Genomic DNA, 24,161 nt, shown 5'->3' with positions numbered 1-24,161 from the left:
GCCGGTCTCAAGCCCGCGGCTTGTGGGCGACGACGGCGATGCCCACCATGTCCTTCTGGTAGCGGGTGAACACGGAGCGCATCTGGAGGATGCGGGCGCGCAGCTCCTTGTCCCGCATGACGTTGCGGACGATCCTCAGCGCGCCGCCCAGCCCCTCGTCGCGCAGGTTGCGGCTCATCTTGAGCAGCGCCATGGGGGCGGTGCCGACCCAGTCGACCTCCAGCCCGGCGTCCTCCATGAGCTGGCGCCAGGCGGCGGCGGTCATGGGGCGGGCGTTGACGTGGATGGCGCGGGCCAGGTCGCGACGCAGCCGGGTGTAGTACTCCTCGTCGATGTCGTCGGGGGCGACGCCGAGCTCGTGGATCGCGTAGCGGCCCCCGGACCTCAGGACGCGGGCGGCCTCGGCGACAATGGCCGCCTTGCCCTTGTCCCCCTGCATGGTGAGCATGGCCTCTCCCACGACGACGTCGGCGCTGGCGTCGGGCAGGCCGGTGTCGGCCGCCTCGCCCTGACGGACGGTGCCGCGCTCCCCGACGACGGCGGCCACCCGGGCCGCGGCCTGCGGGTCACGGTCGATCGCGGTGTAGGAGGCTGGGCCGGCGGCAACGATCTCGGCGGCGGTGCGGCCCAGGCCGGGAGCCATCTCCACGACGTCGGCGTCCGCCAGCCCGGCGTGGGCGAGCATGTCGGCGGTCAGGGCGGCGCCGCCGGGGCGCAGGACGCGCTTGCCCGCGCGGGCGAGGACCCAGTGGCCGGGCGCTGTGGCGATGGGGCGGTCGGCGTACGGGAGGGGGACGTCGGAAGCGGGCTTGTCGCTCATGGACGGGAGTTTAGCCTGCCCTCACCGTGAGAAACAGTGACATGGGCCGGCTCTCGACCCACCTCCTGCTGCTTGACCGGTCGCCCGGAGCGCTCCTACTATTCGTTCATAACTCCCCGTCGTCCTCCGGGACTGGCGGGGTCTACTTTGTGGAGTTGTCATGACCCTCACGATGGCAGTCGTAGTCGACTATCAGAACGTCCACTTGACAGCAGCGAAGCTGTTTCTGCCTGGACGCCCGCCGGAAGAGGCCCTTGTCGAGCCCTACCGTTTCGCGTGTCGGCTCGCTCAGGCCCGCAACGCGACGAACGACGACGCACGCCAGGTATCGGTCTCACGAGTCGAGGTGTTCCGCGGCCTACCGATCCCAGAGGACGACCCCGATGCCTACCGGCGGAACCAGGAACAGCGCGCCGCCTGGGAACGGGGCCACCACGGAGTGGTCAACGTGACGCTGCGTCCGCTGAAGTACTCATGGGACTACGTGGACGGGAGCCGAGTGCCGGTACGCAGTTCTCGGCAGGAGAAGGGCGTAGACGTCCTGTGCGCGCTCACCCTGGTAGAGCTGGCCCGCTCCCGCGCCTATGACGTCGTCGTTCTCGCCTCCCGCGACACTGATCTGGCCCCTGCGCTCGACGCGGCCGCTGCGACAGCGGGCGCGAAGGTCGAGGCCGCGAAATGGTACGACCCAGCAGCGGGCTGGACGCGCGGCAACATCAAGACCAACCGCCGTCTCTGGACGGTCTCGATGACGCGAAGACACTTCATGGGCAGTCTCGATCCCCGGTCCTACGCCTGAGAGAGGGCCACGGCGCAGGCCCGCGCCGCCGCAGGGCCGGCCCTCAGACCTTGTTGACGTGGTCCAGGCTCATCTCGCCCACGCGGGTGCCGGGGTACTCGGCGGCGTGCTTGCGGCGGCGCATGGCGATGTAGTGCCGCTCGACCTCCCCGGTGTAGACCTGGCGCGGACGGCCGATGCGCTTGGCCGGGTCGGCGATCATCTCGCGGTACTGGGCGATCCAGCCGGGCAGGCGCCCCAGGGCGAACAGCGGCGTGAACATCTTCGCCGGGAAGCCCATGGCCTGGTAGATCAGGCCCGTGTAGAAATCGACGTTCGGGTACAGGCTGCGGGAGATGAAGTACTCGTCGGACAGCGCCACATCCTCCAGCTCCATGGCGATCTCGAGCTTGCGGTCGCCGTCCTCGCTGCCCAGGCGGGTCAGGACGTCGTGGGCGGTCTCCTTGACGATGGCGGCGCGCGGGTCGTAGTTCTTGTAGACGCGGTGGCCGAAGCCCATCAGACGCACCCCGCCCTCCTTGTTCTTGACCCTGCGGACGAACTCGGTCGTCGTCATGCCCTCGGCCTGGATGGTGTCGAGCATGCGCAGAACGGCCTCGTTGGCACCGCCGTGCAGCGGCCCCGACAGCGCCCCGACGCCGGCCGCCACCGAGGCGTACATATTGGCGTCCGCGGAGCCGACCAGGCGCACGGTGGACGTGGAGCAGTTCTGCTCGTGGTCGGCGTGCAGGATGAGCAGCATGTCCAGCGCCCTGATGACGGCGGGGTCGATCTCGTAGCTCTGGTCGGGCATGCCGAAGGTCATGTTGAGGAAGTCCTCGACGTAGCCCCGCTTGGAGTCCGGGTAGAGCAGCGGCAGGCCGATGGCGCGACGGGCGATGTAGGAGATCATGGTCGGCAGCTTGCTCAGGAGCAGCACCGTGGCGAGCTCGCGCTCGTAGGGGTCGTGCGGGTTGAGGGTGTCCTCGTAGTAGGTGGCCAGCCCGGCGATGCCCGCCTGGAGGATCGCCATGGGGTGGCCGGAGGAGGGGAAGGAGGTGAAGAAGCTGCGGAAGTCCTCGTGGAGGAGGCGGTGACGGCCGATGCGGCGCTCGAAGCGCTCGAAGGTCCTGGCGTCGGGCAGCTCGCCGTTAATGAGCAGGTAGGCGACCTCCAGGAAGGTCGAGGACTTGGCGAGCTCGGCGATCGGGTAGCCGCGGTAGCGCAGGACGCCGGCGGCGCCGTCGATGTAGGTGATGTCCGAGGTGCACGAGGCGGTGTTGGTGAAGCCCGGGTCAAGGGTGACCATCCCGGTGGAGCGCAGCAGCCTGCCCACGCCCAGCCCGTCGGATCCCTCGGTGGCGTGGATGCGCGGCAGCTCCAGGCCCGTCTCCCCGACGGTGAGCTCGCCCGGGACGTCCAGGTCGTTGGGGTCGATGGTCGTGTCGGTCATAGTGCCTCCTAAGGCTGACGACGTCGGCGCTGCCGCACCCTGGCCCACCGCGGGCGGGCCCTGGTCCTCGGCCAACTCTACGGGCTCCCCGCCCGCGACATTGACGCGTGCCGAACTGCGGGCGCACCGCCGGGCGGCCCCGCGGTCTGCGCCGGGCGCCCGAAAGGCGCCCGGCGCAGCCGAGCGACACTGACCGCGGGCTCAAAAGAACTCCGAAGAACTCGCCCAGGGGCACCTTTCCGCACAATGACGGCCTCCCGTGCGGATCGCTCAACGCGCCGCGCTCGGCGGGTTCTTGACGGGTTCCTGAAAGAATTGTGCATGAACCGATCTCGGTGCGGAACTCGACCGATCTCGGCGAAGGAGGAGGGGCGCGAGCCGGCGGCCCGCTCAGGCGAAGAGCCTCCGGGCCCCGGGCGAGCGCAGGCGCTCGCAGGCGGCGGCCACGCGCTCGTCGGTGTCGGTCAGGCTCATGCGCACCCGCCCGGCGCCCGCCTCGCCGTAGAAGTCCCCGGGGGCGACGACGATCCCCAGCTCGGCGAAGGCCCCCACCAGGTCGAAGGCGCTCATGGACGCGGGCCCGCTCAGCCACAGGTAGAGGCCGGCGACCGAGGCCGGGTCATTGACCAGGCCCACGGCGGCCGTGGCCTCCAGGAGGGCCTCCCGACGACGTCGGTAGGTCTCCCGCTGGGCCGCCACATGGGCGTCGTCGCCGAGGGCGGCGACCATGGCCGCCTGGACGGGGGCGGGCACGAGCAGGCCGGAGTGCTTGCGCACCTCGGTCACCGCCTTGACGAGCTCGTGGTCGCCGGCCAGGAAGGCGGCCCGGTAGCCGGCCAAGTTTGACTGCTTGGACAGGGAGTACAGGGCGATGAGCCCGGTCGGATCAGTCTCACCGCCGTCGGCGCGGCCGGTCACGCGCGCGTCCAGCAGGCTCGGCACGCCCTCGAAGGCCCACGGCTCGGCCCAGCCGAGCTCGGCATAGCACTCGTCGGCGACGACGACGGCCCCGCGGTGGCGCGCCCAGGCGACGATGCGCGCCAGCTGCTCTACGCCCAGAACGTGGCCGTCGGGGTTGCCGGGGCTGTTGAGCCACACAATGACCGGCGCGGCGGGGGCGCCGTCCGGGCCGGCGGGCAGCTCCCAGGTGTCGGGGTCGGCATCGGTGTCGACGGGCACGGGCGTGGCGCCGGCCAGACGCGCCCCGACGTCGTAGGTGGGGTAGGCGGCGCGCGGGTGGACGACGACATCGCCGGGCCCGGCCCCGAGCTGCAGCGCGAGGAGCGCCACCGACTCCTTGGAGCCGATGGTGGGGATGACGGCGTCGTCGGTCAGGCCGCGCACCCCGCGCCGGCGCTCCATCCAGGCGATGATGGCCCGGCGGACGGCCGGCGTGCCGACGGCGGCCGGGTACCCGGGCGCGTTGGAGGCCGCGGCCAGGGCGGCGCGGGCCACATCGGGCGAGTCGTCAACAGGAGTGCCGATGGCGAGATCGACGACGCCGTCCGGGTGTGCTGCGGCGAGGGCGCGGTAGGGCCTCAGGGAGTCCCAGGGGAAGTCCGGCAGGGCGGGCGGGCGCGGCAGGACGGGGCGAGAGGCGCGGGCGGAGGGCGAGTCGGTCACGTCAGTCACGCACCCGATTGTCTCCCAACGGTGCCCCGACGGCGGGCCATCGGCCGGGTGCCGCGCGCCGTTCGGGTCAGTCGAGCCCGTTGGCCTCCCGGTAGTCGGCGTTCTGCGGAGGCAGGGCCGCAACCATGGGGTCGTCGTAGGGCTGGGGGCCGGTCTTCTGGGCACCGCCCGGGGAGCCCAGGCCCTCGAGCTCGAAGAAGTCGATATTGGCCCGCGTGTAGTCCTCCCACTCCTCGGGGACGTCATCCTCGTAGAAGATCGCCTCGGTGGGGCACACGGGCTCGCAGGCGCCGCAGTCAACACACTCGTCGGCGTTGATGTAGAGGGTCCGTTCGCCCTCGTAGATGCAGTCGACCGGACACTCGTCCACACATGCGCGGTCCTTGACGTCGACACATGGCTGGGCGATGACGTAGGTCATGGGTGGATTCCTCTTCTCTGGAACGCGTCGCACGGGCGGCGACGCAGCCATGTCCACAATATTGCCCCACGTCCCCACCTCGCCCAAGAGGCCGGAACCGTGGCCCTGAGCACGGGAATGCGGGGTGCTCCCGCGGTTTATTTGGTGATGGGCGAGGAACCGAATCCAGCCGGAGGGCCGGGAGCCGACTCCTCCGGAGTTTCTCCGGGGTGTTGCGGGCCGAGCGACGGCGGCGTCTAGCTCAGCGTCCAGCGCGCGAGGTCTTCCGGGGCGTGCGGGCTAGGCCGCGGCCGACTGTGCGGGTTTCCCCTCCGTCCGCGCCCGGATACGGGCCCAGCGGCATGCGTCGCGGTCGCACCACCCCTCTCGTGCCTTCGACCGCCCACGGCCCCGCTGCACACCGCCGGTGTCGACCGCCGAGTCGAACGACCTTCGACGACAGGACTTACGCCAGGAGACCCGGCGGGGCGGCCGCGCCCGCCGACGCCCCTCCCAGCAGCGAGCCGACGATGTGCGACAGCGAGAAGTCCGGGCCGAGCAGCATGGGCGCGACCCAGATCAGGCCCGCAAGTACGATCAGCAGGACCAGTGCAAGGATCGCAGCGACCTTCACCGCCGTCGGGATCCCCCGCCGTCTGGCGGCCGCCACCGCGTCTCGGCGATAGGGGGCGTGGGCCTGCTGCTCCCCGGGCGCGCTCTTGGAGAGCGTGACCCAGGCGAGGTTCTCCTCCCGCGACCACACCTCGCGGCCCTGGGCGCCCGAGGCGGAGGAGGCGCGTGCGGGGACCGCCGGCTGGGAGGCGGTCTCCGACGACGGCGCGGAGGCGGCGGCCGCGGGCCGCCCGGGCGCAGTCCTGGCCGGCGCGCCCGGCGCCGCCGAAGCAGGGACCCCCGGGGTCGGAGAGGCGGACGGGAGCGCGGTGGACCGGGTCCTCGCCCGAATCGGGGCGGGCGCCCTGCTGCTGCCCGATCCTGGGCGGCCGGGAGCCGCGGCCCGAGCCGGCGCCGAGGCCGGAGGTCCCGCCGCGCCACGACCTGCGCCCGGCGCCTCATGGGCGGCTGTGACGGCGACCTGCTGGTTGGCGACGACCACCCGATAGGTCGCCGTGCCCTCCGGGGCGTCTGCTGTGGCCGGTGAGGGAAGGATGCCCACCGGGCCGGTGGTTCCGGCGGACGACGCCGACGGGCTGCCCGGCGCGAAAACGGGGCGGCGCCTCACCGCCCCGGGCGCGGAGGAGGCCGACGGCGCGGGGGCTCCGCTGGCAGCCGAGGCCGCAGACGCCCTGGACGGCGTCGTCATCGCGGAGCGCGTCGGGGAGCCGGCGGATCGCACCGGGGGCTCGGCGGATCGCGCGCGTCCGCCGGAGGTCGCCGCAGAGGCCGCATGGGGAGCGGAGGCCGCCCGGCGGACAGAGGCCGCAGGAGGAGAAGCGACTCGGGAGCTGTCCGCAGCGCCGGCGTTCGGGTCCCCGGGGCGCGCCACGATGGGGGACCCGGAGCGCGCCGTTGCCGGCGCCCCGGGGCGCGCGGTCGAGGAGGCTCGGCCCCTCTGATGTCCCGCCTGCGAGCTCACGTCGATGGAGCCGGTCGGCGTCCCGCCGAGCAGCAGGGCGCTGAGCTCGGCCTCGGCGGTGGACAGGTGCGCTTCCGCGGGCGGACTCGGCGGCAGAACCGGCGTCGGGCCCGTGGGGGAAGGCATTGTGGGCGGTTCTGAGGCGCGGCGGGACGAGGCCGCGGGCCGCCGACCGGAGGCCGGGCGCCCAGTCGGCGGCTCGGCGCCCCCGGGCTCGGCCGGACGCCTGTGCGGCATCGGGGCGGCTCTGCCGGGGGCGACGGCCGGTCGTTGGGATCCGGGGCTCGTGGCCGAGGCGGGACGCACCCCCCGCCCCGGGGAGGAGGCCTGCCGAGGGGCGCGGGAGTGCCCCCCGCCCGACGTCGACGGGCGGGGGGCACCCGCGGCACCGGGCTGAGACCCTGCACCGTGACTGGCGGCGCTGCGATAGACCGGGACGGCGTTGGCGGGGCGCGACCCCGAGAACATGGAGTAGGACTGGAACCCGGCCTCGGAGGCGGGAACGGCCGACGGCGCGGTGCGGCGCCCCGTCGTCGCCCCGGCCTCCGCCGAGGCGGCGGCGCGGTGGCGGCCCTGTGCGTCAGCATCAGCAGAGGCGCGGCGGCGCCCGGACCTCGTCTCCGTCGGGGGGGCCGAGGTGTTCACGACGGAACGGCCCGGCGTCGTCACAGTCATATGCGTTCTCCTCGTGGGAAGGGGAAACGATGCTCCATAGCCTTGACAAGCCTAGTGGGCGGCGCAAGGGCACGCCCGGCGAGACGGCAGCGAGATCAAAATGTTATGGTATTGCTATCTGTACCTTTTTGGGGACTAGGTTTTCCAGCGTGTCGCTGGCTCGCGCGGAGCGTAGTGCCGGGGCGGCGCCTCCGCTAGGACTTCCCCGACTTCCCGCAGGCGATGTTGTTGTCCGCGTCGTAGGTGGTGGTCAGGACGTCGTCGGGCATGGCCTTGTCCGGGGCCGTGCGAGTGCGGGTGACGGTGATGTCGAAGCCCGGGTTGCCGCCGGAGTACGCCTGGCACCCCGCGCCCGCCGGACGGGTGATCGTCTGGACGGGCCGATAGTTGTAGCGCTCCGAGCTGGTGATGGACACGTCGTAGTAGTGCGTGGACCAGATGCGGGTGTGGACCTCGCCGTCGGCGACCCAGGCCTGGATGAGTGCCGCGTACGGCGTGGAGTTGGCGAACTTGACGTCCTTCTGACCGGTCCAGAGCGTCGCCTCGCGCCCCGCCGGGTACCGGTCGAAGTAGTAGGAGTGCGGATGGTGCTCGATGTCGTCCATGCCGGCCTCGAAGCCGACGTTGAACATGGTGGTGCCGATCTGGGACAGGCCGCCGCCCAGCGCGTCGACGTGCTGGCCGTTCGAGATGACGCCGGCATCGGTGAAGCCGTGCTCGTAGTCGACCGGGCCGAGCGCCTGCTCGACGGAGAAGGTCTCCCCGGGCATGACGATCTGGCCGTTCATCTGCTCGGCGCCGCGGATGAGGTTCTGATCGCGTCCGGGCTCCGAGTTGAAGGGGGTGGCGAACTCGCCGGTGACCTCGGTAATGCCCCAGTCCTTCTCGGGCGTGGTGATCTCCGGCTGGGTGGTGATCATGGTGAGAGCCACGGTCCTGTCGGCCGAGGCGGTGCCGGTGGTGCCGGCGTCCACGAGCTGCTGGGTCAGGGCGTCCATGTCGATGCCCTCCCCGGGGGATGGGGCCACGTACTGCGGCTTGGCGCCGGCGGCGCTCTCCGCTGAGCCGTCGATGGTCCATCCGGCGTTCGTGGGCGCGGTCTCGATCCCGCCCATGGCGTCGATGATCGTGTCGTGGAGCCGCTGAGAGTCCAGGACGGCGGAGAGCTCGCCGTCGTCCGTGGAGATGGTGGTCAGGTCGGCGATCTGTTCGGGCGAGAGGACGACCTGCTTGGTGGCGGCGGTCTTCTCCACGCTCGTGTCGGCGGCCGTGACGGTGAGGCTGTCGGAGAGCAGGGGGGTGAGCACGGAGTCGACGAAGGCCTCAGCGTCGTCATCGGTGATGGCGGGCCTCGCGGTGCCCTCGACCATGGCGATCTCCTCCTGGCCGAGGGGCCAGCCGGCGCTCAGGGCCTTGACGGAGGCATCGACGTCCATGCCGGTTCCGTCTGTGCCCGGGGTCACCACGGGGGTGGTGCCTTCGAGGGTGACGACGGCGTCGGCCGTGCCGGTGGCAAGCGTGCCGAGCCGGGCGTTGAGGGCGTTGGTGAGCGCATCAGAGTCGACGGTGGTGACGGCGTCAACACTGGTACCGCTCAGACGTTTGATGAGCGTGACCGGGTTGATGGTGGGGTCGATCAGCCGGTTGATGCTGGCGGCAGCGTCGACGCTCACTCCGGAGTCGGCCGGCACGAGCGTGTCGGTGGAGTCGTTGGCACTGAGGGTGACGGGCTGCGCGAGCTCGGCGCCGATCTGGTCAGCCACGACCTGGCGGGCCTCGTCGGGGCTCATGTCTCCGACGTCGACGCCGGAGACCGTCGATCCGGCGAAGACGTGCTGGGTGGCGGCGATGGCGGCGCCTCCCCAGACCAGGACGAGCAGGCCCGCACCGATGATTCCTGCGAGCACGCCGCGGTTCAGCCTGCGTCTGTGCGGCAGACCCGTCGGCACAGCCTTGATCTTGGCGAGGACTGCCATGATCCCGGTGAGAGCGGAGCTGGCGGCGGTCGCCGAGGCAGCCTCGGACGGGCCCTCGGCAGCAGACGCGCCCTCTGCGGGCTCGGAGACCTCGGGTTCTGCGGGCTCGGAGCCAGCGGGTGTGAAGGACCTCGGTCTGGAGGCCTCAGGCCCGGCGGTTTTGGAGCCAGCGGTCTCGACCTCGGATGCCCCGTCCGAGGCCGCCTCTGCTGGGGTACGCGCAGACATGGCTGCAAGGGTGTCGGCCATCGGTGTGGCCACGACATCCGTCGTCTCGGCCGCGCCAGCCTCCGACTCGACGTCGGGAGTCTCGGCTCCCGACTCAGTGTCAACGGGCTCGGATTCGGCCTTCTCAGCTTCCGGCTCAGCGTCGGCAGGCCCAGCGGGCTCCTCGGACTCAGCGTCCGCGCCCCCGGCCTCAGCGGGCTCGGGCGCCGAGTCCCCGCCGCCGGCAGGCTCAGCAGGCTCGACAGCGTCGGACTCGGCCTCAACATCCGCGTCGGCCTCCACCGAGCCGGCGTCATCCGACTCAACGGCGTCAGCACCCGACTCAGCCCCGGCGGCGGACTCAGCCTGGGAAGCCTCCGGCTCCTCCGAGACCCCGGCCTCAGCACCCTCAGCGGGCCCGGGCTCCTCGGACTCAGCGTCCGCGCCCCCGGCCTCAGCGGGCTCGGGCGCCGAGTCCCCGCCGCCGGCAGGCTCAGCAGGCTCGACAGCGTCGGACTCGGCCTCAACATCCGCGTCGGCCTCCACCGAGCCGGCGTCATCCGACTCAACGGCGTCAGCACCCGACTCAGCCCCGGCGTCGGACTCAGCCTGGGAAGCCTCCGGCTCCTCCGAGACCCCGGCCTCAGCACCCTCAGCGGGCCCGGGCTCCTCGGACTCAACGTCCGCGCCCCCGGCCTCAGCGGGCTCGGGCGCCGAGTCCCCGTCGCCGGCAGGCTCAGCAGGCTCGACAGCGTCGGACTCGGCCTCAACATCCGCGTCGGCCTCCACCGAGCCGGCGTCATCCGACTCAACGGCGTCAGCACCCGACTCAGCCCCGGCGTCGGACTCAGCCTGGGAAGCCTCCGGCTCCTCCGAGACCCCGGCCTCAGCACCCTCAGCGGGCCCGGGCTCCTCGGACTCAACGTCCGCGCCCCCGGCCTCAGCGGGCTCGGGCGCCGAGTCCCCGTCGCCGGCAGGCTCAGCAGGCTCGACAGCGTCGGACTCGGCCTCAACATCCGCGTCGGCCTCCACCGAGCCGGCGTCATCCGACTCAACGGCGTCAGCACCCGACTCAGCCCCGGCGTCGGACTCAGCCTGGGAAGCCTCCGGCTCCTCCGAGACCCCGGCCTCAGCACCCTCAGCGGGCCCGGGCTCCTCGGACTCAGCGTCCGCGCCCCCGGCCTCAGCGGGCTCGGGCGCCGAGTCCCCGTCGCCGGCAGGCTCAGCAGGCTCGACAGCGTCGGCCTGGGCCGTGGGATCGTCGTCGGATTCCACACCACCAGCACCGCCGTCCTCCGGGTGCGGCTCGCCCGCAATATCCGGCGTTGTGGCGCTGAGGTCGTGGGAGATCTCCTCCGGAGAGGAGATGCGGGCGTCGGCCGTCTGTGGGGCGGCCACGGCATCCTCGTTGTGACGGGTGCCGGCGGGAGGGGTGACGTCGTCGGTCATGGTCGCATTCTTACTCAAGCGTTGGCACGGCGGCGGCGAGCGGCGTCCTTGAACCGCTCCTGGGAATTGAGGATGACCTTGCGGATGCGCACGGCCTCCGGGGTGACCTCGACGCACTCGTCGTCGGAGGCGAACTCAAGGGCCTCCTCCAGGGACAGCCTGCGCGGCGGCACAAGGCCCTCGAAGGAGTCGGCCGTGGACGAGCGCATGTTGGTCTGCTGCTTCTCGCGGACCACATTGACGTCCATGTCCTCGTTGCGCGGGTTCTCGCCGACGACCTGGCCCTCATAGGTCTCCTGCCCGGGCTCGACGAAGAAGGTGCCGCGGTCCGCCAGGCGGATGAGGGCGTAGGCGGTGACGGCCCCGGCGCGGTCGGAGACGAGCGAGCCGGTGGTGCGGGCCACGATCTGCCCGGCCCAGGACTCGTAGCCCTCGGCGATGGACGAGGCGATGCCCGTGCCGCGGGTCTCGGTGAGGAACTGGGTACGGAAGCCGATGAGCCCGCGCGCCGGCACCAGGAACTCCATGCGGATCCAGCCGGTGCCGTGGTTGATCATGGTCTCCATACGGCCCTTGCGGGCGGCCATGAGCTGGGTGACGGCGCCCAGGTACTCCTCGGGGACGTCAATGGTCGTGCGCTCGACCGGCTCGTGGCGCCTGCCGTCGATGGTGCGGGTGACGACCTGCGGCTTGCCGACGGTCAGCTCGAAGCCCTCGCGGCGCATCTGCTCCACCAGGATCGCCAGCGCCAGCTCGCCGCGCCCCTGGACCTCCCAGGCGTCGGGGCGCCCGGCGGGCAGCACGCGCAGGGAGACGTTGCCGACCAGCTCGCGGTCCAGGCGGTCCTTGACCTGGCGGGCCGTGACCTTGGCGCCCTTGGTACGGCCGGCCATGGGGGAGGTGTTGATGCCGATGGTCATGGAGATGGCCGGGTCGTCCACCGTGATCAGCGGGAGAGGGCGCGGGTCGTCGGGATCGACGAGGGACTCGCCGATGGTGATGTCCTCAATGCCGGCGACGGCGACGATGTCGCCCGCGTGGGCCTCCTCGGCGGGCCTGCGGTCCAGGCCCTCGGTGACGAGCAGCTCGGAGACCCGGGCGGTGGACAGGGAGCCGTCGTGCCTTGCCCAGGCCACGACCTGCCCCTTGCGCAGGGACCCGCCCCGGATGCGCAGCAGGGCGAGGCGGCCGAGGAATGGCGAGGCGTCCAGGTTGGTCACGTGCGCCTGGAGGGGGGCGCCCTCGTCGTAGGAGGGGCCGGGGATGCGCTCGATAATGGTGCGGAAGAGCGGCTCGAGGTTCTTGCTGGCGGGCAGATCGCCGTCGGCGGGCTGGGCGGTGTCGGCGCGGCGCGCCTTGGCGGAGGCGTAGATGACGGGAAGGTCGAGGACGGCGTCCAGGTCGATGTCGGGGTGCTCGTCGGCCAGGTCGGAGGCCAGCGAGAGCAGCAGGTCGGTGGACTCAGAGACGACCTCGCCGATGCGCGAGTCGGGGCGGTCAACCTTGTTGACCACGAGGATGACCGGCAGGCTCGCGGCCAGCGCCTTGCGCAGCACGAAGCGGGTCTGCGGCAGCGGCCCCTCCGAGGCGTCCACGAGCAGGACGACGCCGTCGACCATGGACAGGCCGCGCTCGACCTCGCCGCCGAAGTCGGCGTGCCCGGGGGTGTCGATGACGTTAATGGTGATGCCCTCGGGAAGCCCGGCGGCGACGGCGGCGGGACCGCGGTAGTGGACGGCCGTGTTCTTGGCCAGGATGGTGATGCCCTTCTCGCGCTCGAGCTCGCCGGAGTCCATGACGCGCTCGGTCGTGTTCTCCTCGGTGGCGCGGGCGCCGAAGGCCCCGGCCTCCCAGAGCATGGCGTCGACGAGGGTCGTCTTGCCGTGGTCGACATGGGCGACGATGGCGACGTTGCGCAGGTCCTGGCGCACTGTCATGTAAGGCACTTCTTCCGTCCGAGGGGCGCCGGGGCGCGGTCAGGGCGCGGGCCCGCCGCTGGCGCACAGCGGGCCAAGGGTAGAGGTCGCGGCGCGGCGGCCGCCATGACGGGGATGACACGGGCACTGTGCGCCCTCTCACTCCCCCTCTCAGGCCGCGACAATCTGCGTGCAGGCGAGCAGGAGCAGAAGCCCGCAGCCGACGACGATGGGTAGCAGATTGATCCGGGAGCGGACCCAGCCGCCCTGGGTGACGCCCCCGTCCACCGCGCCGGCGGCGCTGCTATCTTCGACATTGCCGTCCCCGGCCCTCTGAGGGGAGCCGCTGCCGGCGCGTGCGCCTTCTGGGTCCCGTCGCCTGTCCATCCTCGCCCGTCGGCGCGCCTGACGCGCCTGAAGGCGCTGATGGTCGGCGCGCCTGGCAGCATAGGCGCTGATAAGGTCACCGGCCGCGTCAGCATCCAGGCGCGTGCGATAGATCGACTCGCCCGGATCGAGATACTCATCGCGGATCGGGCGGTGCCCCAGAGCGCCGGCGACAGCATCGACAGTATCCCGCGTCCCCTTCCCAGCTCTGCGAAGCATCTCCCGCCGTCCGCGCATCGAGGCGCTCAGCCCACCAGCACGCTGAGCCGCCGAGGCCCTGACAATCGCCCCATCATGGGTGACCACCTCCAGGATCCAGCGGGTATGGCAAGTCTTCACACTCTCCCAGGCGAGACTGTGGCTGCGCCAGGCGTTACGCACGACCAGGGCGTCGTCGTCCAGACGCAGCTGCGGCGCCCACCACAGCGCCCACACCGCCAGGAGCAGCAGGCCGCCCCAGGCCAGCGCCCTAAGTCCGTGGACGGCACCGCCTGACAGCCAGACCGCGGCGACCACGTAGACAGCCCCCACGCCCACAACGAGCGTTCCCAGACGGCCGAGCAGCGAACGGACAATAATGGTGGGCACTCCCCAATCCTACTCAGTCGGCCGTCTCCCAGCCGCACGAGCGACCTGCGCTCCCACCCGCAGGAACCTCTCGGTCACGATTCCCCCACCGGCGGCCCGAGCACCGCCGTCCACGCGAACCGGCCCGGGCCGCTCCCCGCCATGCGTGCGCGGGATTGTACGGGATACGGCCCGGGCCGGTGGCGCGCAGAGCGCGCGGCTCAGTCGGCCATGTAGCCGATGTTCTCGGCGTACACCGAGGACAGGCCCATGGCGCCGTAGTTCGCCAGGTTCTTGGGCACGGCGGTGAGCTCGCGGCGCTCGTAGATCGGGATATTCATGACATGCTGCCAGACGAGCTTGTCGACCTCGTTGGTCATCCGGTAGCGCTCCTGCGCATCGTTCGTGGTAGAGATCTTGACAATGTAGTCGTCAATCTCGGGGACCGACTGGCCGGTGAAGTTGGACTCGCTGCCCGTGCCGTAGATCTGCTTGATATTGGCCATCGGGTACTGGGTCTTCTGCCAGGTGAAGGCGGTGATCCCATAGTTCTTCGGGTTCACGTAGTCAGTGAAGTACTTGTTCGTCTCCACGGTCTGCATCGTCATCTCAATGCCCACGTCCTTGAGCTGCGACTGCAGGAGGTTGCCCTCGTTCTCGCTGGTCGGCGTCCCCGATGGAAGGGTGAAGGCGAAGGTGAGTCGCTGGCCGTTCTTCACACGGATGCCGTCGGAGCCCTCCTTCCAGCCCGCATCGTCGAGGAGCTTCTTGGCCGCCTCGGGGTCGTGGCTCCAGTCCCCGGAGTTGTCCTGGTAGCCCTCCTGGACGGTGAGGAAGAAGCGGTTGCCCAGCAGCAGCTTGTCGACCTCCACCGGCAGCCCGGCCAGGTCGGAGGCGGCGATCGCCTCACGGTCGCAGGCGCGCAGGATGGCCTGGCGAACGGGTTCCTCGGCCAGAGGGCCGGAGGAGGCGTTAATGGTGAAGTGGCGCCACTGACGGCCGTCGTTCTGACGAATCTCGGCATCAGAACGGCCGCTGGCCTGGTTGTAGACGTCGGCGGAGATGATGTAGGAGATGACGTCGATAGCGCTGTTCGCGAAGGACGTGGCCTCGGCTGCGGAGTCGAGAACCCGGAAGGTCACCTTGTCCAGGAGCGGGGCGTCTCCCCACCACTTGTCATTGGGAACGAGGGCGACCAGCTGCTGGGACTCATCATAGGAATCGATCTTGAAGGGCCCGGCGAAGTAGTCGTTGTTGAAGGCCCCGTTGCCCGCCATGGACTTGTTGAAGGTGTCAGCCTTGGCCATGAGCTCCTTGGGGGCGAGAGAGGCCACCATGTTCGTCCAGTCGGGGAAGATCGTCTTGAAGGTGATCTTCGCCGTGAGCTTGTCGACGATGTCAATCTTCTCGATCTGGTCGTAGTTGTCGGTGGAGGCCCAGGCATAGTTCTCGTCCGTGCCGTGAATCAAGCTCTCGCGAATGTCCTCGGAGTCCATGGGGCGCCCATTGCCCCATACGGCCTTGTCATTGAGAGTCGCGGTCACCACCGTCTTGCCGCCGGCGTCCTCCGCCTCCAGGGTGGTGAAGAAGTTGGGGTTGGGAGAAGGAGAGCCGTCCTCCGCCCACAGAACGGCGTAGGGCATGACGAAGGCATAGATATTGTCCAGGTTGACGCTGTTGCCGTCCACTGTGGACCGGTTCCAGTTGGCGATCGTCGAGGTGATCGAGAACCTCAGCTCGCCGCCCTGCTTGAGAGCCGAACGATCCTGAGGGTTGAAGCCGGAAGCGCCGCCTCCGGAGCCCTCCCCCGAGTCAGTCTTCGCGCATGCCGCGAGAACAGCGAGGGCGGCCGCGGAAGCGGACCCTCCGAGGAAGAGTCGTCGATTGATCATCATGGGAACTCCGTTCATATGGGGTTGGCGGAAGACGACCCGCGTGCCATTACCCGGGTCGGGTCTCGGGGAGGAGACCTCCGGAGGATGTCCCCGCCGTCGGGGACAATGTCAAATATCTCATACAATGGGGAGGCACCGCAGTCAACACCCGCGCCAGGCCGCGGCTGACCGGCATCCGCCTTCCCGGGACAACGAGGCCCTCCCCCAGGTGCCGGGCTGCAGGCGCCCCACGACTCAGAACACATTCGCCTGCTCCGAGTAGTGGCAGGCCACCCTGTGATCCTCTCCGAGCCCGGTGAAACGCGGCATGGCCTCCACGCAGGCCAGCCGCTGGTCGTCGGAGAGCTCGTTGGCGAACTTCTGGCAGCGCGTGCGGAAGCGGCATCCTGAGGGCGGGTTCGCGGGGTTGGGCAGGTCTCCCTGGAGAATAATGCGGCTGCGGTCGCGTTCCTTGGCGGGATCCGGGATGGGGATCGCGGAGAGCAGCGCCTGGGTGTACGGATGGGCCGGGGCCTCGAAGACCGTGTCGACGTCCCCGATCTCCACGATCCGCCCCAGGTACATCACGGCGACCCGATCGGCGATGTGCCGCACAACCGACAGGTCGTGGGCCACAAAGAGGTAGCTCAGCCCCAGCGTCGCACGCAGCTCGTCAAGCAGGTTGATGACACCGGCCTGGATGGACACGTCCAGGGCCGAGACCGGCTCGTCCAGCACCAGGATCTTGGGCTCCAGGGCGAGCGCCCGAGCAATGCCGATGCGTTGACGCTGGCCTCCGGAGAAGTTGCGCGGGTAGCGATTGGCGTGGCTCGGCTCCAGGCCCACGAGCTTCATGAGCTCATCGACCCGCGGTCCAATAGTCTCCTTCTTCCAGCCGTTGGCGCGCAGCGGCTCGGCAATGATGTCGTAGATCGGCAACCGGGGGTCCAGGGAGGCCATGGGGTCCTGGAAGACGATCTGCAGATCGCGCCGCACCGCCTTGCGTCCCGAGCGCCGGAGCCCGGAGGTGTCCTTTCCCAGGACGACGATCTTACCCTTCTGGGGGGCCTGAAGGCCCAGAACCTCCATAAGGGTTGTCGTCTTGCCGCATCCTGATTCGCCGACGATCGCCAGGGTCTCGCCCTTGCGGACATCGAAGGAGATGCCGTCCACGGCGTGGACGGTGCCCACGCGCCGCTTGAACACCGCTCCCTTCATGAGCGGGAACTCCTTGACCATGTCCGTCACTCGCAGCACCTCCGGGCGCTTGGCGTGCGGCAGGTCCATGACCTCGGCGGTCTTGAGCTCGGGCACCGGGAAGATGTCGGTGTAGTCCAGGCCGCGCGCCTCGATCTCGGCGAAGCGGCGGCAGGCGCTGCGCTGCGTCTCGGCCGCCGGGTCGCCCAAGGCGTCGGTACTCGTTTCCCGCACAGGCACGAGTTCGGGCTCGCCGTCGAGGCACTCCGCGGTGGACATGGGGCAGCGGGGCGCGAAGGGGCACCCCTCGGGCAGCTCGAGCAAGGAGGGCGGATTGCCGTCCAGCGTGGCCAGGGCCGAGTCCTTGCGGGCGTCCAGGCGCGGCAGCGAGCCGAGCAGGCCGATCGTGTAGGGCATCCGGGAGCGGTAGAAGATGTCATCGACGTCCCCGGTCTCCACGATCCGTCCGGCGTACATGACCGCGACCCGGTCCGCCATGCCGGCCACAACTCCCAGGTCGTGGGTGATCATAATGACGCCGGCGCCCGTCTCCCTCTGGGCGGTGCGCAGCACGTCGAGGATCTGGGCCTGGATGGTGACGTCCAGAGCGGTGGTGGGCTCATCGGCGATGATCAGGTCGGGGTCGTTGGCGATCGCAATAGCGATAATGGCGCGCTGGCGCATCCCGCCCGAGAACTCGTGCGGATAGGCCTTGGCGCGCACCTCGGGGTTGGGGATGCCCACCAGGTCGAGCAGCTCGACGGCGCGGGCGCCGGCGTCGGCGTCGGACATGTCCGAGCTGTGGATCTTGAGCGCCTCGACGATCTGGTCCCCGACCGTATAGACGGGCGTCAGGGCGCTGAGAGGGTCCTGGAAGACCATGGAGAGCTGAACGCCGCGAATCTTCGACATGTAGGCGTCCGAGCGCCCCAGCAGCTCGGTCCCGTGCAGGCGCACCGATCCGGAGACCTCGGCGGACTCATCGAGCAGACCCATGACCGCGGTCGAGGTGACCGACTTGCCTGAGCCGGACTCGCCCACCAGTGCGAGGACCTCGCCGCGAGCCACCGAGATACTGACCCCGCGCACGGCGTTGACGCGCCCGTCCTCGGAGGGGAAGGAGACCGCCAGGTCCTTCACCTCCAGCAGAGGGGCGTCCGCCGTCGGGTCGGGCAGAGCCTCCGGGGCTGCGTTCTTGGCCTTGGCGGCGGTTCGGGTACGGCTCATGCCTTGCCTCCGGACTTGGACGAGGGGTCAATAGCGTCCCGCAGGCCATCGCCCATGAAATTGACGCACACGAGCATCACCACCAGGACGAAAGCGGGAGCCAGGAAGATCCACGGGTAAGTGGTCGCCGAACGCTGGCCCTCGGCGATGAGGGTGCCCAGCGAGGTGTTGGGCGCCTGGACACCGAAGCCGAAGTAGGACAGTGTGGTCTCACTGATGACGGCGTAAGCAACATTGACGGTGGCGTCGATAATGAGCAGTGATGCGATGTTCGGGATAATGTGACGGGCGATAATAATGGGGCTGCGCACGTTCATGAAGCGAGCAGCGTTCACGTAGTCGAGGTTCTTCACGCTCAGAGTCAGGGAGCGCACCACGCGCGCGGTGAGCATCCACCCGAATCCCGCCAGGAGCACAATGAACAGGACGATCGACCCCCTCGCCGCGCCGGCCCGCTGGGACAGGATGGCGATAATGAGGAAGGAGGGCACCACCAGAAGCATGTCGGTGAACCACAGGGCGATCCGCTCCCACCAGCCGCCGAAGTAGGCGGCCGAGGATCCGATGATCGCCGCGATGCCGGTCTGGAGGAGGGCGACGCACACGCCGATGAGCATTGACTTGCGGGTGCCCTCGACCACCAGAGCGAAAACGTCTCGCCCCCCCTGGGTGGTGCCGAACCAGTGCCTCGGTCCGGGCGGGGCCAGGAAGGCGGTGTTGTCGACGTCGGTGTACCCCCACTGGCCGATGTGATTGCCGAAGAGCGCCATGAGGGCGATCACTGCGAAGCCGATCACGCCCATGACCGCGGTCCTGTTGCGCAGGAAGCGGCGCACGGTGATCTGGCCGCGCGTCAGGCGCTTGGACTCCCGAGGGTTGTCCTTGGTGCCCTCGCCCGCCTCGTGACCGGTCAGGGGGGACTCCCCCAGCTGCTCGGCAGCCGGTGATGCGGCGGCGCCAACCGTGCTGGGCTTGCCGATCGAGTCCATGCCGTTGGGGTTCCTGGTGGTCGTCACGGTCAGCTCACCCTCACTCGCGGATCGACGATGGCGACGAAGACGTCGGACAGGAGCGCGCCGGTGAGCGTGCACAAGCCGGAGAAAGCGACCACAGCCGTGATGCCGTTGATGTCGTACTGGGAGATGGAGTTGATGGAGTACTCGCCCATGCCGTGCCAGCCGTAGACGCGCTCGGTGATCGCGGCCCCGGTGAACAGGGCCGCCAGGGCGAAGGCGAAGTAGGTGGCCATGGGGATCAGGGCGGTGCGCAGGGCGTGCCGGGTGACGGCCTTGCGCTTGACGAGTCCCTTGGCCCGCGCGGTGCGCACGTAGTCGGCGCCCAGGGTGTCGAGCATGAGATTGCGCTGGTAGCGGGAGTAGGAGGCGACCGCCCCCAAGGACATCGACAGGGTCGGCAGCAGCAGGTGCTGAAGCCTGCCCGCGACTCCCTCCCCCTCACCGGTGAACTCGAAGATCCGGTAGCCGGTGCGCTGGTTGATCTGTACGGCGATGACCTGCAGCATGATGGCGATGACCATGGCCGGGGTGGAGATGACGATCATGGCGATGAGGGACACGACGCGGTCCGAGAACCGGTACTGGCGGGTAGCGGTCCACGCGCCCAGCGCCACGCCGCCGATCATGCCGATGGCGGCACCGAGGAAGACCAGGCGGACAGACACCGCGATCTTGGTGCCTATCAGGCCGTTGATCGACTCGCCCTTGGGAGTCACCCCCCAGTCCCATGACGTGACCACGGTCTTGAGCCAGGTGACGTAGCGCCCCCACACGGGCAGCTCGGAGCTGATGTTGTACTGGATGAGGTTGGCGTTGATCGCCTCCCAGTTGAGGGTGGTGTCCTCGCGGTTCCAGTTATTCGCGGGGTCCAGGGAGGCCGAGGCGAGGATGTACGCCAAGGATGTCGCGATGAACAGCAGGAGCGCGTAGTTCGCGATCCGTCTCGCTAGATACGGGAGCATTCGGTCTTCTCTTCCGGGATACCGACGGGGTTCGGACGGGCGACGAGTGACCGTCCGGCCGGTGTTGCGGACATCCCCGCCAGCACCGCACCCAGCCCTGATGAGGACCAGGCGTCATGTCCTGACGGTTCTGGGACAGGGTACCCGCATCGCGAAACCAGGCGTACACACTCCGCGTGATGCACATCTCACAGGCGGCGGGCCCCACGGCGGTGCCCGCCGCCGGCGGGTCCCGTGCCGGGCGTCAGTCCGCCGCCCCGTACAGGGCGATCCGGGCGCCCGGGACGGCGTCGATCAGCTCGCGCGTGTAGGCCTCGCGCGGGCGGGCGAACAGGTCGTCCGCGTGCCCGGTCTCGACCACGCGCCCCTTCTCCATGACCACGATGTCGTCGGCGATCTGGCGCACGACCGCCAGGTCGTGGGTGATGAACAGGTAGGTCAGGTCCAGCTCTCCCTGCAGATCGGCCAGCAGCCGCAGAATCTGCGCCTGGACGAGCACGTCGAGAGCCGAGACGGCCTCGTCCAGCACGACGATCTCGGGTCGCAGGGCCAGGGCCCGGGCGATGGCCACGCGCTGGCGCTGGCCGCCGGAGAGCTCATTGGGATAGCGCCGCATGACCGAGCGCGGCAGGGCGACCATGTCGAGCAGCTCGGCGATGCGCTCGTTGCGCTCCTTGCGACCGCCCACGCCGTGCACCCGCAGCGGCTCCTCGACGATCCGGTAGATGGAGTACATCGGGTCCAGAGAGCCGTAGGGGTTCTGGAAGACGGGCTGCATAATGCGCCGCAGCTCGAAGAGCTGCTTGCCCCTCAGGGTCGACAGGTCGACGCCGTCGTGGAAGACCTTGCCCTCGGTGGGGTCGATCAGGTTGAGGATGATGTTCGCCACCGTGGACTTGCCCGAGCCGGACTCCCCGACCAGAGCCGTCGTCGTGCCGCGGCGCACCCCGAAGGTGACGTCATCGACGGCCTTCACATGCGCGTCCGCGCCCTTGGCCCCGCGCACGTCGAAGACCTTGGTCAGGTGCTCCACCCGGAGGATCTCCGGGGCGTCCTCCGCGATCTCGTGGACGCCCAGCTCGTCGGAGGCGACCTGGATGCCTTCGGCGTGCGCGGCCTCGATGCGGTGGGAGGCCAGCGAGGGCGCCGCCTCGACGAGTCGGCGGGTGTAGGGGTGGCGCGGGTTCTGGAGCACGTCCAGGCTCGGGCCGGACTCCACGACGCGGCCGCGGTGCATGACGACGACGTGCGCGGCCCGCTCCGCGGCAAGGCCGAGGTCGTGGGTGACGAAGAGCATCGCCGCGCCCAGCTCGTGGGTGAGGCGCCCGAGGTGGTCCAGGATGCGGCGCTGGACGGTCACGTCCAGGGCGCTGGTGGGCTCGTCGGCAATGAGCAGGCGGGGGCGCGCCGCCAGGCCGATGGCGATCAGGGCGCGCTGGCGCATGCCCCCGGAGAACTCATGCGGGTACTGCCCGGCGCGGCGGGCGGCGTCGGGAAGCCCGGCGTCCTCGAGCAGGAGGGCCACCTGCTCGGAGACGGCGATCCTGCCCTGAGCCCGGGACGCCCGCCCGTCCTCGCCCGGCTGGCTCGGGCCCGCCTCCCTGGGGGCGAACTTGGCGAGGCGGTCGTCCGCCACGCCCGCCAGCCCGTTGGCCCGCAGCGCCTCGCGCACCTGGAAGCCGATGGACCACACCGGGTTGAGGTTGGTCATGGGGTCCTGGGGGACCAGCCCGATCTGGCTTCCGCGCAGACGCTGCATCTGCTTGTCGGAGGCGTGCGCAATGTCCTCGCCGTCGAACAGAATGCGGCCCCCGGTCACCCGCCCGGTCCCCGGCAGCAGGCCGATGACGGCATTGGCCAGGGTGGTCTTCCCCGAGCCGGACTCCCCGACGATGGCCACGCTCTGCCCCGGGTAGATCGTCAGGTTCGCCCGGCGAACGGCCGGGACCATCCCGGTGGAGGAGCGGAAGGCCACCTCGAGGTCCTCGACGCGCAGCAACGGCGCGCCCGCGGACGCGGCGGCCCCAGCAGACGCGTCGGCGGACACGGCGGATGCGCCGTCGGCGGTGTTGTTGTCAGTAGTCACTTGCGAGCCTTCGGATCGAGGGCGTCGCGCACCGCGTCGCCCATCATGACGAAGCCGAGCACGGTGAGCGCGAGGGCGCCCGCGGGGTACAGCAGGACGGAGATGTGGTCGCGCAGCGCCGCATTGGCCGCGGCGATGTCGGCGCCCCAGGAGACCATGGTGGCAGGCAGCCCGATCCCCAGGAAGGACAGGGTCGCCTCGGCAACGATGAAGACGCCGAGCTCGACGGTGGCGGTGACGATGATCGGCGCGGCGGCGTTGGGCAGGACGTGGCGCACCAGGATGGCGAGCCGTCCGCTGCCCAGCGAGACCGAGGCGGTGATGAAGTCCTCGTTCTTCACGCTCATGACCGCGCCCCGGGTGATGCGGGCGATCTGCGGCCACCCGAACATCGCCAGCACGATGACGACGGTGATGACCGATGATCGGCCCTTGAACATCTGCATGACGACGATGGCGGCCAGCACGAAGGGCACGGCGAAGAACACGTCGGTGATGCGCGAGAGCAGCGCGTCGAAGAATCCCCCGAAGAACCCCGCGAGCGCACCGATGAGCCCACCCAGCAGGGTGACCAGGAGCGTTGTGAGCACACCCACGGTCACCGAGGCGCGGGCGCCGTACACGGTCCTGGCGAAGATGTCGCAGCCCTGCTGGTTGAAGCCGAAGGGGTGCTGGGCGGTGGGCGGGCCGTAGGAGTTGGACAGCTGGCAGTAGGTGGGGGTGGCGCGGGCGATCAGCCCGGGGGCCACGGCGAGCAGGACCGCGACGGCGATGAGCAGGGCGGAGACCCAGAAGATGGGCCGACGGCGCAGCTGCTTCCAGGCCTCTCCCCACATCGAGGCCGGCGCCGAGTCGTCATCGACGGCGTCGACGGCGCCCAGGCCCTGCTCGTCGGTCTCGGCCACGAAGTGCTCCTGGCCCGGGCGGGCGACGGCCGCCCCGGTCCGATGGCGGTCCCCGGGCAGGCCCTGAGTCTGGTTCACGGTGCTGTCAGGCATAGCGGATCCTCGGGTCGAGGGCTGCGTACAGGAGGTCGACAAGGAGGTTGGAGATGATGAACACCAGGATGAGCACCGTCGTGAAGGCGACGACCGTGGGGCCCTCTCCATTGAGAATGGCCCGGTAGAGCGTGCCGCCCACGCCGTTGATGTTGAAGATCCCCTCGGTCACGATGGCGCCGCCCATGAGCGAGCCCAGGTCCGCGCCGAGGAAGGTGACGACCGGCACCAGCGAGTTGCGCAGGACGTGCACGATCATGACCCGAGCGCCCGACAGGCCCTTGGCGCGCGCCGTGCGGACGTGGTCCGCCGAGAGGTTCTCCCCGACCTCCGTGCGCGTCAGCCGCAGGACGTAGGCGAAGGAGACCGCCCCGAGCACGATCGCGGGCATGAGCAGCTCTTTGAATCCCGGGGTGCTCCCCACGGTCACCGGCAGCCACCCGAGCTTGACGCCGATGAAGAACTGCAGGAGGAAGCCGATGACGAAGGTCGGCACGGCGATGACCACGAGAGACAGGACCAGGACCGTGGCGTCGAAGATCCCGCCCTTGCGCACTCCGGCGAGCAGGCCAATGGCGATACCCGCCACAGCCTCGAAGGCGAGCGCCATGAGCGAGAGCTTGACCGTGACCGGGTAGGCGCCCGCGAGCACGTCGACAATCGGTCTGGAGCCACGGATGGTGGTGCCCAGGTCGAAGGTCGCGATCCCCTTGAGGAACAGGAGGTACTGGACGAAGAAGGGCTGGTCCAGGTTGTACTGGGCGCGGATCTGGGCCTGGAGGGCGGGGGAAAGCGCACGGTCTCCGCCCAGGGCGGCGACGGGGTCGCCCGGCAGCGCGAAGACCATGGCGTAGATGAGCAGTGTGGCCCCGAAGAACACGGGGATCATCTGCAGGAGCCTGCGCCCGGCGTAGCGGAGCATCGGCATCTCCTTAGAGCGGGTGGGA

At 70.0% G+C, this 24,161-nt stretch carries 18 protein-coding genes; 3 read left to right on the top strand and 15 right to left on the bottom strand.

Annotation, left to right across the window (positions count from 1 at the left end; all coding sequences use genetic code 11):
- Window positions 1–7: 7 nt before the first annotated feature.
- The gene (locus AIF0345_RS03490) at window positions 8–820 is read right to left on the bottom strand and encodes a class I SAM-dependent methyltransferase (RefSeq protein WP_285297181.1); all 813 of its coding nucleotides are present in this window, start codon (window positions 818–820) and stop codon (window positions 8–10) included.
- 160 nt (window positions 821–980) lie between these two features.
- On the opposite strand from AIF0345_RS03490, the gene AIF0345_RS03485 reads away from it, so the two are divergent.
- On the top strand, window positions 981–1,619 hold the full coding sequence (locus AIF0345_RS03485; RefSeq protein WP_285297179.1) for an NYN domain-containing protein: 639 nt from the start codon (window positions 981–983) through the stop codon (window positions 1,617–1,619).
- Between the two features lie 43 nt (window positions 1,620–1,662).
- Here the strand turns inward: AIF0345_RS03485 and AIF0345_RS03480 are convergent, their stop codons facing one another.
- The 4 genes from AIF0345_RS03480 to AIF0345_RS03465 form a co-directional block, all read right to left on the bottom strand.
- Complete coding sequence (locus AIF0345_RS03480) at window positions 1,663–3,051, bottom strand: citrate synthase (protein WP_084682667.1); 1,389 nt, start codon at window positions 3,049–3,051, stop codon at window positions 1,663–1,665.
- 390 nt (window positions 3,052–3,441) lie between these two features.
- Window positions 3,442–4,674 carry a succinyldiaminopimelate transaminase gene (gene dapC, locus AIF0345_RS03475; protein ID WP_285297881.1) on the bottom strand — a complete coding sequence of 411 codons (1,233 nt, stop codon included), beginning with the start codon at window positions 4,672–4,674 and terminating at the stop codon, window positions 3,442–3,444.
- A gap of 76 nt (window positions 4,675–4,750) precedes the next feature.
- The gene (gene fdxA / locus AIF0345_RS03470; protein WP_043564319.1) at window positions 4,751–5,104 is read right to left on the bottom strand and encodes a ferredoxin; all 354 of its coding nucleotides are present in this window, start codon (window positions 5,102–5,104) and stop codon (window positions 4,751–4,753) included.
- A 445-nt stretch (window positions 5,105–5,549) separates the two neighbouring features.
- The gene (locus AIF0345_RS03465) at window positions 5,550–5,717 is read right to left on the bottom strand and encodes a hypothetical protein (protein ID WP_285297178.1); all 168 of its coding nucleotides are present in this window, start codon (window positions 5,715–5,717) and stop codon (window positions 5,550–5,552) included.
- Window positions 5,718–5,811: 94 nt separating this feature from the next.
- On the opposite strand from AIF0345_RS03465, the gene AIF0345_RS03460 reads away from it, so the two are divergent.
- Together AIF0345_RS03460 and AIF0345_RS03455 are read left to right on the top strand one after the other, a co-directional pair.
- Complete coding sequence (locus tag AIF0345_RS03460; RefSeq protein WP_273167523.1) at window positions 5,812–6,204, top strand: hypothetical protein; 393 nt, start codon at window positions 5,812–5,814, stop codon at window positions 6,202–6,204.
- 45 nt (window positions 6,205–6,249) lie between these two features.
- Window positions 6,250–6,657, top strand: coding sequence for a hypothetical protein (locus AIF0345_RS03455; protein WP_285297175.1), 408 nt, complete (start codon window positions 6,250–6,252; stop codon window positions 6,655–6,657).
- 889 nt (window positions 6,658–7,546) lie between these two features.
- On the opposite strand, the gene AIF0345_RS03450 is transcribed toward AIF0345_RS03455, so the two are convergent.
- From AIF0345_RS03450 to AIF0345_RS03405, 10 genes are all read right to left on the bottom strand, one after another.
- On the bottom strand, window positions 7,547–10,984 hold the full coding sequence (locus tag AIF0345_RS03450) for a VanW family protein (protein WP_285297173.1): 3,438 nt from the start codon (window positions 10,982–10,984) through the stop codon (window positions 7,547–7,549).
- A 14-nt stretch (window positions 10,985–10,998) separates the two neighbouring features.
- Entirely contained in the window at window positions 10,999–12,921 is a 1,923-nt protein-coding gene (typA, locus tag AIF0345_RS03445) for a translational GTPase TypA (RefSeq protein ID WP_285297171.1), read from the bottom strand.
- 150 nt (window positions 12,922–13,071) lie between these two features.
- Window positions 13,072–13,875: a PH domain-containing protein gene (locus AIF0345_RS03440; RefSeq protein WP_285297169.1), complete on the bottom strand. Its 804-nt coding sequence runs from the start codon at window positions 13,873–13,875 to the stop codon at window positions 13,072–13,074.
- A gap of 200 nt (window positions 13,876–14,075) precedes the next feature.
- Window positions 14,076–15,749, bottom strand: a complete 1,674-nt coding sequence (locus AIF0345_RS03435; protein ID WP_285297167.1) for an ABC transporter family substrate-binding protein — start codon at window positions 15,747–15,749, stop codon at window positions 14,076–14,078.
- A gap of 234 nt (window positions 15,750–15,983) precedes the next feature.
- The gene (locus tag AIF0345_RS03430; RefSeq protein ID WP_043562281.1) at window positions 15,984–18,152 is read right to left on the bottom strand and encodes an ABC transporter ATP-binding protein; all 2,169 of its coding nucleotides are present in this window, start codon (window positions 18,150–18,152) and stop codon (window positions 15,984–15,986) included.
- The gene (locus AIF0345_RS03425) at window positions 18,149–19,141 is read right to left on the bottom strand and encodes an ABC transporter permease (protein WP_285297880.1); all 993 of its coding nucleotides are present in this window, start codon (window positions 19,139–19,141) and stop codon (window positions 18,149–18,151) included. The genes AIF0345_RS03430 and AIF0345_RS03425 overlap by 4 nt, the downstream gene beginning before the upstream one ends.
- 29 nt (window positions 19,142–19,170) lie before the next feature.
- Window positions 19,171–20,130: an ABC transporter permease gene (locus AIF0345_RS03420; protein WP_043562280.1), complete on the bottom strand. Its 960-nt coding sequence runs from the start codon at window positions 20,128–20,130 to the stop codon at window positions 19,171–19,173.
- Window positions 20,131–20,374: 244 nt separating this feature from the next.
- A complete protein-coding gene (locus tag AIF0345_RS03415; RefSeq protein ID WP_043562279.1) occupies window positions 20,375–22,216 on the bottom strand; it encodes a dipeptide ABC transporter ATP-binding protein in 1,842 nt (613 codons plus the stop codon).
- Window positions 22,213–23,214 carry an ABC transporter permease gene (locus AIF0345_RS03410; RefSeq protein ID WP_229118459.1) on the bottom strand — a complete coding sequence of 334 codons (1,002 nt, stop codon included), beginning with the start codon at window positions 23,212–23,214 and terminating at the stop codon, window positions 22,213–22,215. The genes AIF0345_RS03415 and AIF0345_RS03410 overlap by 4 nt, the downstream gene beginning before the upstream one ends.
- Window positions 23,207–24,136: an ABC transporter permease gene (locus AIF0345_RS03405; RefSeq protein WP_043562278.1), complete on the bottom strand. Its 930-nt coding sequence runs from the start codon at window positions 24,134–24,136 to the stop codon at window positions 23,207–23,209. Before AIF0345_RS03405 ends, AIF0345_RS03410 begins: the two co-directional genes overlap by 8 nt.
- Between the last annotated feature and the right edge of the window lie 25 nt (window positions 24,137–24,161).

The organism is Actinomyces israelii (genome assembly GCF_030253495.1).
GTDB lineage: Bacteria > Actinomycetota > Actinomycetes > Actinomycetales > Actinomycetaceae > Actinomyces > Actinomyces israelii.
This window is presented reverse-complemented; position numbering and strand designations above follow the sequence as displayed.